We start from the raw sequence: 14,249 nt of genomic DNA, 5'->3' as shown, positions 1-14,249 counted from the left end.
AAAAAAGGAGATAGAGTAGCAGCCTATATGCCAAATACTATTGAAACTGTTGAAGCATTCATTGCTACAACTTCCCTGGGGTGTATTTGGTCTTCTTGTAGTCCGGATTTTGGATCTAAAGGTGTTATAGAAAGATTTTCTCAAATTAATCCAAAAGTTTTATTTATCACTGATCAGTATTTTTATAATGGAAAAAAAATAGATGTTTTAAAAAGACTTCCAGAGATTTTAAAATTAATCCCATCAATTAAAAGTGTTATAATTAGTAACTATCCTGGAAAAAAGTTTATTAAAAATAAATATAAATTAAATAAAATTAATTTATTTAAATGGAATGAATTAATGCAAACTAATGCTGAAAAAATTGATTTCAAAAGATTTGATTTTGAGACAGAATTAGCAATACTATATTCAAGTGGTACTACTGGAAAGCCTAAATGCATTTGTCATCGATCTGGTGGTGTTTTAATCCAGCATATGAAGGAACATCAATTACATTGTAATATTAAAGAAAATGATAATGTTTTTTATTTTACTACATGTGGATGGATGATGTGGAATTGGTTAGTTAGTTCATTAGCTTCGAAGGCATCTATTGTTCTTTTTGATGGATCCCCAATGTTTAAATCATCCGATTTGCTTTTGAAAATAGCACAAAGAGAAAAAATAACTTTATTTGGAATAAGTGCGAAGTATGTAGATGCTTTAAGAAAATTTAAACCAAAATTAAAATATAAATTCAAACTAAATAAACTAAGAACAATTTGTTCAACAGGCTCACCTCTTTCAGAAGAAAGTTTTAAATATGTTTATAAGCATATTAAAAAAAATGTGCACTTGTCATCTATTTCTGGTGGTACCGATATTGTTTCGTGCTTCGTATTAGGAAATTTATATCAGCCAGTGAACATAGGAGAAATACAAAACAATGGTTTGGCTTTAGATGTAGATGTTTTAAGTGATAAAGGGAAGTCTTTAAAAAATAGTAAAGGAGAACTTGTCTGTAAAAATCCTTTTCCATCAATGCCTTTAAAGTTTTGGAATGATAAAAATGATATTAAATTTAAGAGTGCTTATTTTAATAGATTTAAAAATATATGGCACCATGGAGATTACGCTGAGATAAAAAATAGTGGCGGTTATATAATTCATGGAAGATCAGATACCACTTTAAATCCAGGAGGTGTAAGACTTGGAACAGCGGAGATATATTCAGAAGTTGAAAAGTTTAAAGAAATAAAAGAATCTATTGTTGTAGGACAATCATGGGATAATGATGTTAGAATAGTTTTATTTATTGTAATGAGCAAAAATTATTCATTAACAGAAGAATTAATTAACAAAATTAAATTACAAATAAAAAAAAATGCATCTCCTAGACATGTTCCAAGAAAAATTATTGTTGTAAAAGATATACCTCGAACAAAAAGTGGCAAAATAGTTGAACTTGCAGTTAAAAGTAAGATAGAAGGAAGTCAAATTAAAAACATACAAGCTTTAGCAAACCCCGAAGCTCTAGAACAATTTAATAATTTAAAAGAATTGAGTAATTAAATGTTAAAAAATCTTGTCAAAGATCTGAAGCCATCATCTACTCTTGCAATTAACGAAACTTCAAAACAACTAGAACAACAAGGAAAAAAAATATTTAAATTTGGTTTTGGACAGTCACCATTTAAAGTACCAGAAGATGTTGTTGAAGAATTAAAAAGTAATGCTCATCAAAACAAATATCTACCCATGCAGGGCCTTGAGGAATTAAGGGAAGTTGTAGCGAAATATTCATCTAAAAAGAAAAATTATAACTACAAATCGAATAATGTAATAATTGGACCAGGATCTAAAGAATTAATGTTTTTATTGCATGTAATTTTTGATGGTGAAATTATATTGCCAGCACCCAGTTGGGTTTCATATGCACCACAAGCTATTTTAGGGAGAAATAAAATTCAAATTCTCCAAACAGAAAGGGAAAACAACTGGTTTCCTACTGGAGCACAAATTGAGAAAATCATATCAAAAGATAAAGATAAAAATTATTTATTATTTTTAAATTCACCGAACAACCCTTCCGGACAGGTTTGTAATAAATTAGAAGAAATTTCAGAAATTGCCAAAAAGTATAATCTTATAATTTTATCAGATGAAATATATTCAGAATTAACATTTTCAAAAAATTTTAAATCTATCTCAAGTTATTGTCCTGAAAAAACTATTATTAGTACTGGACTTAGTAAATGGTGTGGTGCAGGGGGATGGAGACTTGGTTATTTTATAATTCCAGATGAATTGAACGATTTAAAAAATATGATCAATGTATTAGCTAGTGAAACTTTTTCTGCTGTGAGCGCACCTATTCAGTATGCAGCAATCAAAGCTTACGAAAATGATCATTCAAATTATATTACAAAATCAGTAAATATTTTAAGTGCAATTGGTAAATATGTTTTTTTAAATTTAAAATCAAATCAGGTATTGATTAATGAGCCTCAAGGAGGGTTTTATTTAATGCCAGAATTTTTAAATAATAAATTTAAAACTTCATCAGAAATGTGTAAGGATATATTAAATAATACTGGAGTTGCTTTATTACCAGGTTCTGATTTTGGATTTAATCCAGATAAAATGTTAGCAAGGTTAAGTTTTACAGATTTTGATGGTCAAGAGTTTATGAACAATATTGATGAAACAAAAAAAATTGATGAAAATTTAATTAATAAGTTTGCACCAAAAGTAGTAGAAGGTGTCAATAAACTAAAGAATTGGTCAGAAAACCTATAAAATCACACTATACACCTACGATTATTTTTTGTTAGAATAAAATTATAAAAATAACGACATATAAATATAAATATAGAGGGGTAAATAATGAAAAAAATAGTCACATCTCTATCAAGTGCTTTACTGATTTTATTTGCATCATTGTCTTTGACAACTGTCGCTAAATCAGCAGAGTTCTTTACGATAGGAACAGGCGGACCTACAGGAGTATATTTCCAAACAGGGAACGCTATATGTAAAATGCTTCACAAATCAGCAATTAGTGCTGAACATGGTAGAAAAAAAGGTACAGCTAAAGCTTATAGATGTACTGCTCCATCAACTGGTGGATCTAACTACAACATTGGACAGATAGCAGCTGGAGAATTCCAATTTGGTGTAGCACAATCAGACTGGCAGTATCATGCTGTTAATGGATCTAGTAAATGGGAAGGAAAACAATTTAGTAATTTGAGAGCAGTTTTCTCAGTTCACAATGAGCCTTTTCAAATTTGGGCTAGAAAAAAAGCAAAAATTAAAGATTTTGCTGGATTAAAAGGAAAAGTAGTTAACATCGGTAATCCTGGTTCAGGTCAAAGAGGAACTATGGAAGAACTGATGAAAGCAATGGGTGTTGATAATAGTTTCTTTAAATCAACAACTGAGCTTACTTCTTCTGAACAAGTTAAAGCGCTATGTGATGGAAAAATAGATGCATTTGGTTATTCTGTTGGATTTCCAAATGGTGCTATGGAACAAGCAGCAACTTGTGCAGCTAAAGCTTCTCCAATTAATTTAACAGGTTCTGAAGTTCAAGGTTTAATTGATGGTGCAGATTATTATGCACAGGCAGTAATACCTAAAGGAACTTATACAGGTCAGAAAAAAGATGCTACAACTTTTGGTGTAAAAGCTACTGTTGTTACTTCTGCAGATGTTTCTGAAGAGCTTGTTTATTTAGTTACAAAAGCTGTAATGGAAAATTTTGATGATTTCAAAAAACAACATCCAGCATTTGGTTTCTTGGAAAAGAAAAACATGATTAAAGATGGTTTATCTGCTCCACTACATCCAGGTGCAATAAAATACTATAAAGAAGCTGGGTTAATGTAATCCAATTTTTATTAATAAAAAAGGCCTGGTGATTTTTACCGGGCCTTTTTTTTTATGGTATGAATAATTTTAATGAGCGACTCAATTAGCAGTAAAATTAAAAATAAAATAAGCGAAGACTTATCACCAACTAGAAATATTACTGGTTTTCATTTGAAAATTGTTTCAGCAATAGCAATTATTTGGTCATTATTTCAACTTTGGTACGCTTCACCATTTCCATTCATGTTAAATTTTGGAATGTTTAAGGGATTGCCAGCAAGGGCAATTCATTTAGGTTTTGCTTTAACTTTAGCCTTTTTAATTTACCCAATATCAAAGGGTAAGAAAATTTCGTTTTTTGATGTTTTGATCAGTTTTATGGGAGCGATATCATGTCTTTATATTTATTTTTTTTATGATCAGTTGGTTGAAAGAGGGGGTGTACTTTTAAATCTTAGAATAACGGAAACATTTAATTTTCCATTAGAATTAATATTAGGAGGATGTGGAATATTGATACTGTTAGAAGCTACCAGAAGAGCAATTGGTCTACCTTTGGTAATTATTGCCAGTTGTTTTTTATTGTTTTCCTACTTTGGGAGATATGCACCTGAAATAATTTCACACGGTGGTTTATCATTAAATAGACTTGTAGGTTTTCAGTGGCTTGATCAAGAAGCAATTTTTGGAATTCCGATTGGGGTATCAGTAGATTTTATTTTCTTATTCGTTTTATTTGGCGCTTTGCTTGAAACTGCTGGTGGTGGAAAATATTTTTTAGATCTTGCTTTTGCAATGGTTGGAAAAATGAGAGGAGGACCTGCAAAGGCAGCAATATTAGGCTCAGGTATGACTGGATTAATTTCGGGATCTTCAATTGCAAACACAGTCACTACTGGAACTTTTACAATTCCAATTATGAAAAAAACTGGTTTTTCAAAAGAAAAAGCTGGTGCTATCGAGGTTTCTTCATCAGTCAATGGTCAGATCATGCCACCTGTCATGGGCGCTGCAGCATTTGTGATGGCAAGTTTTATTGGTGTGACTTACTTTGAGATAGTTAAACATGCTTTTTTGCCAGCAATTATTTCTTACATAGCATTATTTTATATTTCACATTTAGAAGCTTTAAAATTAAATCTTAAAGGAATGGATAATGCAGATGTTCCTCATTTAAAAAAAACTTTTTTATCTGGGGTACATTTTTTAATACCAATTTTTGTTTTAATTTATACTTTGGTTTATTTAAGATTTACTGCCTCATATTCAATTTTTTATGCAACCATCACTTTGGTTTTAGTCAATTTAATAAATTTGTTAATTAAAAATGAAATTAAAAAAGATGCTCTTAAAGAATGGTTTAATCAAACAATAGTTGGTTTTGAAAAAGGAGCTTTAAATATGGTTGCTGTTGGTATAGCGATTGCAACTGCAGGAATTATTGTTGGTGCAGTTGGATCTACAGGCTTAAGTACTAATTTAATAATAGTTATAGAATCTATAGCTAAAGATAACGTTACTATATTATTATTTTTAACAATTATTTTGTGCTTACTTTTAGGAATGGGTTTGCCAACAACGGCAAATTATGTTGTTGTTGCTTCTTTAATGGCGACTGTGTTGGTGGATGTTGGGAATGCCTCAGGTTTTATTTTTCCATTAATTGCAGTTCATTTATTTGTCTTCTATTTTGGCTTAATGGCTGATGTAACTCCACCAGTGGGACTTGCCTCTTATGCAGCCGCAGGAATATCCGGTGGAGATCCTTTAAGAACAGGAGTGCAAGCTTTTTGGTATAGTTTAAGAACAGGAATTTTGCCGATTGTATTCTTATTTAATCATGAACTTTTACTTATTGGTATTGAAAATATTTGGCATGGATTAATTGTAATTATAACTTCTTTAATTGGAATTTTAGTTTTTACTTCAGCCACTCAAGGCTGGTTTGTTAACAAACTTAAATGGTATGAAATAATCATTTTTTTAGTTATTTCTATTTCTTTGTTGTCACCTGATTTTGTTTTAAATAAATTTTATCCAAAATACAATTATGAAGATATTACTAAAATTAATTTAATAAAATTAGACTCAACAAAAGAAATTCAAATTAAAATAACAAGGCCTAGTTTATATGGAGAAAGATATAAGTTATTTGTGATATCAAAAAATACTTTTGAGGATAAATTTACTTTAGAGGACTATGGAATTACATTATTAAAAGAAGATGATAAAATTATTATTGATAATTTGAAATGGAACGGAGAAGCAAAAAAAAGTGGTTTTGAAATGGGAGACTATATAAGTGAATTTAAAATTGAAAATTCAGACAGACCATCAAAAAATATTGTTTATCCCATAGCAATACTATTGTTAGTAGTATTTGGCTATTTTAACTTAAAAAGAAAAGAGTAAAATTACCCACCAGGTCCTAAATTAGAGGGCTTTATTTTTAAAATTTTCCATACTCCAGATGCTGAAGTAATTATTTTATCATTACACTTTAGCTCACAAAATAAAAAGATAAGAGTATTTGTTTTTTTTAAAATTTTTGTATGTCCAATAATTTCATCTCCAATTTTTGAAGCACCTATAAATTTTATATCTAAAGAAATAGTTACACAGGGTGCATTATCTGCGGCTCGATGTGCTGCTGTTCCCGCTCCAGCATCTATTAAAGCAGACAAATAACCTCCATGAGTTATTCCTGCAGCATTTAAATGATTTTCATTAATTATAGATTTAAATTCGTATTCATTCTCTGAAATAGATCTAAATAAAACACCTCCATTGTGTTTCATGAATCCAGGTTTAATACTTATTTGCTCAAATTCATTAATCATGATTTTTTATAATGCAAAAGTTAAAATTAACAAAATAATTAAAATAATTATAAAAAAATAAATTACTGATTTCTGTAAAGATGCTTTTAAAATCCAATTAAACATTTTTATTTCCTTTTGGTGGACCGCCCAGAACTCGAATCTGGAATCTCCCGGTTCGTAGCCGAGCGCCTTATCCAATTTGGCCAGCGGTCCTTTTAAATAATATATCTCATATATCAAAGTTTTTGATGTAATTTAACTTATAAAATATTATGTTAATTACTTTATGAGCAAAAATTCTAGCGATGTTGTTATTACTTCAGCACTAAGAACTCCAATTGGAAGATATAAAGGTTCGTTAAAAAATCTAAGTGCATCAAAATTAGGATCAATAGCAATTAAAGAGGTTATTTATAAATCAAAACTAGATTTAGAGGAGATTGATGAAGTAATTGTGGGGCACGTTTTAACTTCTGGACTTGGTCAAAACCCTGCTAGACAAGCTTCAATCGGTGCAGGAGTACCGGTTTCTAAACCTGCTCATATTGTTAATCAGGTTTGTGGATCAGGATTAAGATCTGTTGTTTCAGGATATCAATCAATAAGTTTAGGAGAAAATAAAATAGTCATTGCAGGTGGTCAAGAAAATATGTCTCGAGCAACTCATGCAATTTATTATAGAGAAGATAAAAAATTTTCTGAAAACAAATTAGTAGATACAATGATAAAAGACGGTCTACTTGATTCATTTAATGATTATCATATGGGTGTTACAGCTGAGAATGTTGCAGAAAAATATAAAATTTCTAGAGATGAACAAGATAATTTTTCTTTAAATTCTCAGAAAAAAACAGAAAAAGCTTATAGAGTAAATAAATTTAAAGATGAGCTTATTAAATTACGAATTGAAGATGGTAATAAAAAATTTATTTTTGAAAAAGATGAACATCCTAGAGAAAATTTAAGTATAGATGATCTAAAAAAATTAAAAACAGTATTTAAAGAGAATGGGACTGTAACACCTGGAAATTCCTCAGGTATAAATGATGGTGCTGCGGCCTTAGTTTTAATGTCTAGAGAGCAAGCAGAAAAAAAATCATTAGAGTCATTGGTTAAAATTGTGTCTTGGGCTACTTGTGGGGTTGAGCCTTCATTAATGGGACTAGGACCCATACCTTCTATTCAAGAAGCTTTATCTAAAGCTAATTGGAAAATGGATGAAGTAGACTTATTTGAAATTAATGAAGCCTTTGCAGCACAAAGTATTGCTGTAATTAAAGAATTAAAAATTCCTGAACAAAAAGTTAATGTTAATGGAGGAGCAATTGCTTTAGGTCATCCGATTGGAGCTTCTGGTGCAAGAATTTTGGTTACTCTTATCCATGAAATGATTAAGCAAGATAAAAAAAAAGGTTGTGCGGCACTCTGTATTGGTGGTGGTATGGGAATAGCCATGTGTATTGAGAGAAGCTAAAAAGCTTAATATTCATTTATTTTTTTATTTTTTGTACAATAAAAATACAAGATTAACGAAAAAACGTTATTAATGTGTTAAAATAAAATCCAATAATGTTTTTTTGGGTATATAAAACATTTTAAAAAATGAGCGAAAAATTACTTGTTCCTGACATTGGTGACTTTGAAAATGTTGAGGTTATAGAGATACTTGTAAAACCTGGTGATCAAATCAAAGAAAATGATCCAATAGTTACAATTGAAAGTGACAAATCAAGTGTTGAAATCCCTTCTACAATTGCTGGAAAGGTAGATAGTTTAGCAGTTAAAGTTGGTGATAAAGTTTCTAAAGGTGATTTATTGCTTAATCTTACATCATCATCAAAAACATCATCAGAAAGCACTCTTCCAAAAGATACAGAAAATATAATTAAACAAGCTGAAGAAGCGATGGCTGAAAAAAAAGAGGAAAAAAATATTATATCTGAACCTATAATTGAGAAAAAAAAATCTACAATTCAAGTAGTTAATGGTACTGATATTGATCCACTTGAAACTCAAGATTGGTTGGAATCTTTATCTGCAGTTATTTCGAAAGATGGAAATCAAAGAGCTCATTTTTTAATTAAAGAACTCATCAACAAAGCTTATCGCGAAGGCGCAAACATTCCTTATACTCAAAATACACCATACATTAATACAATACCTCCTGAGGCCGAAGTAAAGTCTAGTGGTGATCAAAATATTGAAAGAAGAATTAGATCTTTAATTAGATGGAATGCAGCAGCAATGGTAGTTCGAGCAAATAAAAAATATCCTGAGCTTGGTGGACACATCGGTACATTTGCATCTGCTGCAACATTATATGATGTTGGTATGAACCATTTTTGGAGAGCAAAAAATAATAAATTTGGTGGAGATTTAATATATTTCCAAGGACATAGTGCTCCAGGAATGTATGCAAGGGCATTCTTAGAGGGCAGATTAAATGAGAAACAATTAGATAGCTTTAGACAAGAGGTAAAGCCAGGAGGTTTATCATCATATCCACACCCTTGGTTAATGCCAAAATTTTGGCAGTTCCCCACAGTATCTATGGGGTTAGGACCAATGCTTGCTATATATCAAGCTAGATACATGAAATATTTAATCAATAGAGGTTTGATTAAAGATGAAGGAAGAAAAGTATGGGCTTTTTTAGGTGATGGAGAAATGGATGAGCCAGAGTCAATGGGAGCAATTGGTCTGGCTGCAAGAGAAAATTTAGATAATTTAATTTTTGTTGTTAACTGCAACCTTCAAAGATTGGACGGTCCAGTTAGAGGTAATGGAAAAATTATTCAAGAACTTGAGGGAAGTTTTAGAGGAGCTGGGTGGAATGTAATAAAAGTTATTTGGGGATCATATTGGGACTCATTGCTTGCTAATGATAAAACTGGTCACTTAATAAAAATTATGAACGAGACAGTAGATGGTGAGTATCAAGCAATGAAAGCAAGAGACGGTGCTTATGTGAGAGAAAAGTTTTTTGGAAAATCTCCTGAAGCATTAGAATTAGTTTCAAGCATGTCAGATAAAGATATTTGGAGATTAAACAGGGGTGGACACGATCCTCACAAAGTTTTTGCAGCATATGATAAAGCAACCAAAAATCAAGGAAGTCCAACAGTAATTATCGCTAAAACTATTAAAGGTTATGGAATGGGAAAATCAGGCGAAAGTGTGAATACTACTCACCAAACTAAAAAATTAGATGTTGATGATTTGATGTATTACAGAGATCGATTTGATGTTCCTTTAACAGATGAACAGGTGAGAAATATTGAATATTTTAAGCCCGATGAAAAATCACCTGAAATAAAATACATTAAAGAAAGAAGAATTAAATTGGGTGGATTTTTACCTGAAAGATCTACTTTTGCAAAACCAATAAAAGCACCAACCAAAGATATTTTTGATTTTATGAAAGTATCGACTGGTGAAAAAGAAATGTCTACTACAATGGCACTTGTGAGAATGCTAACGAATTTATTAAGAGATAAAAATATATCTCCTAGATTAGTTCCAATTATTCCCGACGAAGCAAGAACTTTTGGTATGGAAGGTTTTTTCCAAAAAATTGGAATTTATGCACATGAGGGGCAAAAATATGAACCTGAGGATGCGGCTCAATTAAGTTCTTATAGAGAAGATAAAAGTGGGCAAGTTTTAGAGGAAGGTATCAATGAAGCAGGTGCTATGTCATCATGGATAGCTGCTGCTACTGCATATACTAATCATGATATTGAAATGATCCCAATTTATATTTTTTATTCAATGTTTGGTTTTCAAAGAATAGGAGATCTAGCTTGGGCAGCTGGGGATAGTCAGGCTAGAGGATTTTTGGTAGGCGCAACAGCTGGAAGAACAACATTAGCAGGAGAAGGCTTACAACACCAGGATGGGCATAGTCATTTAATTGCATCAACTATTCCAAATTGCGTAACTTATGATCCTACATTTCATTATGAATTAGCGGTAATTTTTCGAGAAGGTCTAAGAAGAATGCATGAGAAAAATGAGAATGTTTTTTACTATATTACAACAATGAATGAAAATTACTCACACCCAGAAATGCCAAAAGATAAAAATTGTGAGGAAGGCATTCTAAAGGGCATGTATAAAATAAAAGAATTTAACAAATACAAAAAAACTAAAATCCAACTTTTAGGATCAGGAACAATCTTAAGGGAAATGATGTCCGCCGCAGAGACTTTACAAAATGATTATCAAATTGACAGTGAGATATGGAGTGTAACAAGTTTTAATGAATTAAGAAAAGATGGAATGGAGGTAGAAAGATATAATCTTTTAAATCCTGATAAAGAACCTAAAAAATCTTATGTTGAGCAATGCCTGGGACAAACAGAGGGCCCAGTTATGGCTGCATCTGATTATATGAGAATGAATTCAGATCAAATCAGACCTTATACTAACAAAAGTTTTTATTCATTAGGAGCGGATGGTTTTGGAAGAAGTGATACAAGAAAAAATTTAAGAAAATTTTTTGAGGTAGATAAAGAACATTTGGTTGCTTACGGTTTAAGTATTTTGGCAAAAGAACAGCTTATTACTTCCAAGCATGCAAAAGATGCAATGAAGAAGTATAATATTGATACTAACAAACCAATGCCAACAAAATTATAATGTCAGAAACTGAGATTAAAGTACCTAATATTGGAGATTTTAAAGATGTTGAGGTTATTGAAGTATTAGTTACCGAAGGTCAATCAATTAAAAAAAATGATGCCCTGATAACAATTGAAAGTGATAAATCTAGCGTAGAAATACCATCAAATTTAGAAGGTAAAATTAAAAATTTAAAAATAAAAGTAGGAGACAAAGTTTCTGAGGGCGACTTAATTTTAACTGTAGAAAGCGATTTAAAAGTAAAAAAGGAAGAGATTAAAGAAAAACCAGAAATTGAAAAAGAGCCAAAAAATATTGAGGTAATAAAACCCGAAATCCAAGAAAAAACATTTTCTAAAAATAATATTTCAGACATTTCATCAGCAAGTCCAAAAGCTAGAAAATTTGCTAGAGAGCTTGGTGTAGATATTAATCAAGTAGTAGGAAGTCAGAAAGATGGCAGAGTTGTTGAAGATGACATTAAAAAATTTGTTTCATCTAATTCAAAAAACAACGTTGTAGTAAAAGATAGTAAACCAGATAAAATTAAAAACGAATTTGAACATTCTGATTTTGGTGAAATAGAAATTAAAGACATACCAAGAGTAAAAAAATTATCATCAAAATATCTTACAAATTCATGGACAACAATTCCTCATGTTACAAATCATGATGAAGCCGACATAACTGAGATGGAAAGTTTTAGAAGTTCATTAACAGATATGTATTCTGGAGAAAAAATTAAAATTACACCTCTAGCATTTATAATAAAGGCTTTAGTTGCATCTCTTAAGAAATTTCCTAATTTTAATTCTTCTATCGACGAAATTGATACTGGAAAAATGACTTTAAAAAAATATTACCATATTGGGATAGCAGTTGATACGCCAAATGGATTAATGGTTCCAAAAATAAGAAATGCAAATAACAAAAAAATTTCTCTGATAAGTAAAGAATTAAAAGAGGTAAGCGAACTTTGTAGAAATTTAAAAATTGATAAAAAAGAATTGTTTGGCGGCTCGATGACGATTACGAGTTTAGGTGGCATAGGAGGTTCATTTTTTACTCCTATAATTAATTATCCTGAAGTTGCTATATTAGGAGTCGGAAGATCAGAAAAAAAACAAATTTTCATGAATGGAAAGTTTCAAACTAGGACTATGCTGCCAATTTCTTTATCTTATGATCACAGAATTATTGATGGTGCAGAAGCAGCTAGGTTTAATAATGATCTAAAAGAAAACCTAGGCAAGAATTTTGCCTATAAACTAGCTGTCTAATTAAAAATGAGTAAATCCATATCATTATTAAGCGCCTTATTGTGCACTTTTATTTGGGGTACAACTTTTATTGCCCAAGATACGGGCATGGATAATATTGGACCTTTTACATTCAATGCTGTGAGGTTTTTTGTTGGTTTTCTAGCCATAATTCCACTTATGATTTTATTTGAATTAAAAAATTTTAAATCAGAATTTAAATTAGATAAAAAAACTTTCATAATTTATTCATTATTAATTGGAATTTCTTTATTCTTAGGCTCAGCACTACAACAAGTTGCTTTGCTTTATACAGATGTTGCAAATGCTGCTTTTTTTACAATTTTTTATGTTCCAATGGTACCGATTATCATCTTTTTGTTTGGTAAAAAATTAATGCATTGGAGTGTGTGGCCTTCTGTAGTTCTATGTTTAATTGGAGGATATTTATTAACAAATTTTCATGATGCAACAGTAAGATTAGGAGATACTTTAGTTGTTCTCGGAGCTTTATTTTGGAGTACACATATCATTTTTACTGGGATCATTATAACTAAATACAATCTTCCACTTACCTTAGGAGCTGCTCAGACTTTAATTGTGGCTATTTTTTCATTTATAATTGGAATTATTTATGAAGAATTTATTTTCAGCAATATTTTAATGGAAATTTATTCAATTTTATATGCAGGTATATTATCTGGTGGATTTGCATTTGTATTACAAATTTATGCACAGCGCAATATTACTCCAGCACCTGCTGCCATAATTTTTTCTCTTGAAGGTGTATTTGCAACTATTGCTGCTTGGTTTATTTTAAATCAAATTATAGATGTTAAAAATTTACTCGGATGCTTTTTTATTCTATGTGGAGTTCTCTTGTCTCAATTACTGCCTTTAATTAAAAAGAAATATACTTAATAAATTAAACTAAATAAAATTAAGGCAATTATTATTCTATAAATTACAAACGCATTCATTGAAAATTTATTTATATAAATTAAAAAGAATTTAACTGTTAGAAAAGAAAAAATAAATGAAGATATAATTGCAATAACAACTAAGTAATTAAACTGAATTGATTGTTCAAAAACATCTTTCAAGCTTAAGACACTAGCTCCAGCTAATGCTGGGATTGAAAGTAAAAAAGATATCTTACTTGAATCTATTCTATTAAATTTTAAAATTCTCGCAGCTGTTATAGTAATTCCTGCCCTACTCACTCCGGGTACAAGAGAGAAAATTTGGAAAACACCTATAAATATTATTGACTGAAAATTTAAATTTGAAGAAATTTTTTTATCAAATCGATTTTTGTCTGAGATGTATAAAATAATTGCGAATATTAAAGTAGTCCAGGCAATGACTTCTAAATTTCTTAACTGATAAATTAAATTTGTACTATAAAGTATGTATCCAACAATTATTAATGGAATAGATCCTAATACAATTAAATTTAAAATTCTTTTATTTTTTCTGACATCAAACAATTCATCTTTAAAAAAATAAATTATAGCTATTAGTGAACCTAGATGGAGGCTAATATCAATAAGCAAAGAACTAGATTTAAATTCATATAAAGTAGAAACTAAAATTAAATGAGCAGAAGAACTAATAGGAAGAAATTCAGATATTCCTTGAATTGCAGAGAGAATTAAAACTTCTATAATATTTTGAAACATTGTTTCTT

General features: G+C 30.2%; 10 protein-coding genes and 1 tRNA gene. 8 read left to right on the top strand and 3 right to left on the bottom strand.

The features are described from left to right. The 4 genes from ACTTBL_RS00245 to ACTTBL_RS00230 all read left to right on the top strand — a co-directional run. Nucleotides 1-1,554: acetoacetate--CoA ligase (locus ACTTBL_RS00245; protein ID WP_440643095.1), on the top strand; the 1,554-nt coding region annotated here is incomplete at its 5' end. Then, on the top strand, nt 1,555-2,781 hold the full coding sequence (locus ACTTBL_RS00240; RefSeq protein ID WP_440643094.1) for a pyridoxal phosphate-dependent aminotransferase: 1,227 nt from the start codon (nt 1,555-1,557) through the stop codon (nt 2,779-2,781). Between the two features lie 87 nt (nt 2,782-2,868). Further along, entirely contained in the window at nt 2,869-3,873 is a 1,005-nt protein-coding gene (locus tag ACTTBL_RS00235) for a TAXI family TRAP transporter solute-binding subunit (RefSeq protein WP_440643093.1), read from the top strand. A gap of 72 nt (nt 3,874-3,945) precedes the next feature. Next, the gene (locus ACTTBL_RS00230; protein WP_440643092.1) at nt 3,946-6,267 is read left to right on the top strand and encodes a TRAP transporter permease; all 2,322 of its coding nucleotides are present in this window, start codon (nt 3,946-3,948) and stop codon (nt 6,265-6,267) included. A gap of 2 nt (nt 6,268-6,269) precedes the next feature. On the opposite strand, the gene ACTTBL_RS00225 is transcribed toward ACTTBL_RS00230, so the two are convergent. Both ACTTBL_RS00225 and ACTTBL_RS00220 read right to left on the bottom strand, forming a co-directional pair. Then, on the bottom strand, nt 6,270-6,695 hold the full coding sequence (locus ACTTBL_RS00225; RefSeq protein ID WP_440643091.1) for a PaaI family thioesterase: 426 nt from the start codon (nt 6,693-6,695) through the stop codon (nt 6,270-6,272). A 118-nt stretch (nt 6,696-6,813) separates the two neighbouring features. Next, nucleotides 6,814-6,890, bottom strand: a tRNA-Arg gene (locus ACTTBL_RS00220). 73 nt (nt 6,891-6,963) lie between these two features. Here ACTTBL_RS00220 and ACTTBL_RS00215 point away from each other — a divergent pair. From ACTTBL_RS00215 to ACTTBL_RS00200, 4 genes are all read left to right on the top strand, one after another. Further along, nucleotides 6,964-8,151 (top strand): acetyl-CoA C-acetyltransferase, encoded by a 1,188-nt coding sequence (locus tag ACTTBL_RS00215; protein WP_440643090.1) that lies wholly within the window; start codon nt 6,964-6,966, stop codon nt 8,149-8,151. Between the two features lie 128 nt (nt 8,152-8,279). Then, a complete protein-coding gene (aceE, locus tag ACTTBL_RS00210) occupies nt 8,280-11,318 on the top strand; it encodes a pyruvate dehydrogenase (acetyl-transferring), homodimeric type (protein WP_440643089.1) in 3,039 nt (1,012 codons plus the stop codon). Continuing rightward, nucleotides 11,318-12,580 (top strand): 2-oxo acid dehydrogenase subunit E2, encoded by a 1,263-nt coding sequence (locus ACTTBL_RS00205; protein WP_440643088.1) that lies wholly within the window; start codon nt 11,318-11,320, stop codon nt 12,578-12,580. The genes aceE and ACTTBL_RS00205 overlap by 1 nt, the downstream gene beginning before the upstream one ends. A gap of 6 nt (nt 12,581-12,586) precedes the next feature. Next, nucleotides 12,587-13,480, top strand: coding sequence for a DMT family transporter (locus ACTTBL_RS00200; protein ID WP_440643087.1), 894 nt, complete (start codon nt 12,587-12,589; stop codon nt 13,478-13,480). Here ACTTBL_RS00200 and ACTTBL_RS00195 read toward each other — a convergent pair. After that, nucleotides 13,477-14,241 carry an undecaprenyl-diphosphate phosphatase gene (locus ACTTBL_RS00195; RefSeq protein ID WP_440643086.1) on the bottom strand — a complete coding sequence of 255 codons (765 nt, stop codon included), beginning with the start codon at nt 14,239-14,241 and terminating at the stop codon, nt 13,477-13,479. The genes ACTTBL_RS00200 and ACTTBL_RS00195 overlap by 4 nt on opposite strands. Nucleotides 14,242-14,249: the final 8 nt, after the last annotated feature.

This window comes from Candidatus Pelagibacter sp. HIMB123 (assembly GCF_052048195.1).
Classification (GTDB): domain Bacteria; phylum Pseudomonadota; class Alphaproteobacteria; order Pelagibacterales; family Pelagibacteraceae; genus Pelagibacter.
Note: the sequence above shows the minus strand (reverse complement) of the source record. Positions and strands in the feature narration are given on the sequence as shown.

Excerpts from the sequence above, each read along its gene's own strand:
- ACTTBL_RS00240 (WP_440643094.1), top strand. The coding sequence starts at position 1,555 with ATGTTAAAAAATCTTGTCAAAGATCTGAAGCCATCATCTACTCTTGCA.
- ACTTBL_RS00235 (WP_440643093.1), top strand. The coding sequence starts at position 2,869 with ATGAAAAAAATAGTCACATCTCTATCAAGTGCTTTACTGATTTTATTT.
- ACTTBL_RS00230 (WP_440643092.1), top strand. The coding sequence starts at position 3,946 with ATGAGCGACTCAATTAGCAGTAAAATTAAAAATAAAATAAGCGAAGAC.
- ACTTBL_RS00225 (WP_440643091.1), bottom strand. The coding sequence starts at position 6,695 with ATGATTAATGAATTTGAGCAAATAAGTATTAAACCTGGATTCATGAAA.
- ACTTBL_RS00215 (WP_440643090.1), top strand. The coding sequence starts at position 6,964 with ATGAGCAAAAATTCTAGCGATGTTGTTATTACTTCAGCACTAAGAACT.
- aceE (WP_440643089.1), top strand. The coding sequence starts at position 8,280 with ATGAGCGAAAAATTACTTGTTCCTGACATTGGTGACTTTGAAAATGTT.
- ACTTBL_RS00205 (WP_440643088.1), top strand. The coding sequence starts at position 11,318 with ATGTCAGAAACTGAGATTAAAGTACCTAATATTGGAGATTTTAAAGAT.
- ACTTBL_RS00200 (WP_440643087.1), top strand. The coding sequence starts at position 12,587 with ATGAGTAAATCCATATCATTATTAAGCGCCTTATTGTGCACTTTTATT.
- ACTTBL_RS00195 (WP_440643086.1), bottom strand. The coding sequence starts at position 14,241 with ATGTTTCAAAATATTATAGAAGTTTTAATTCTCTCTGCAATTCAAGGA.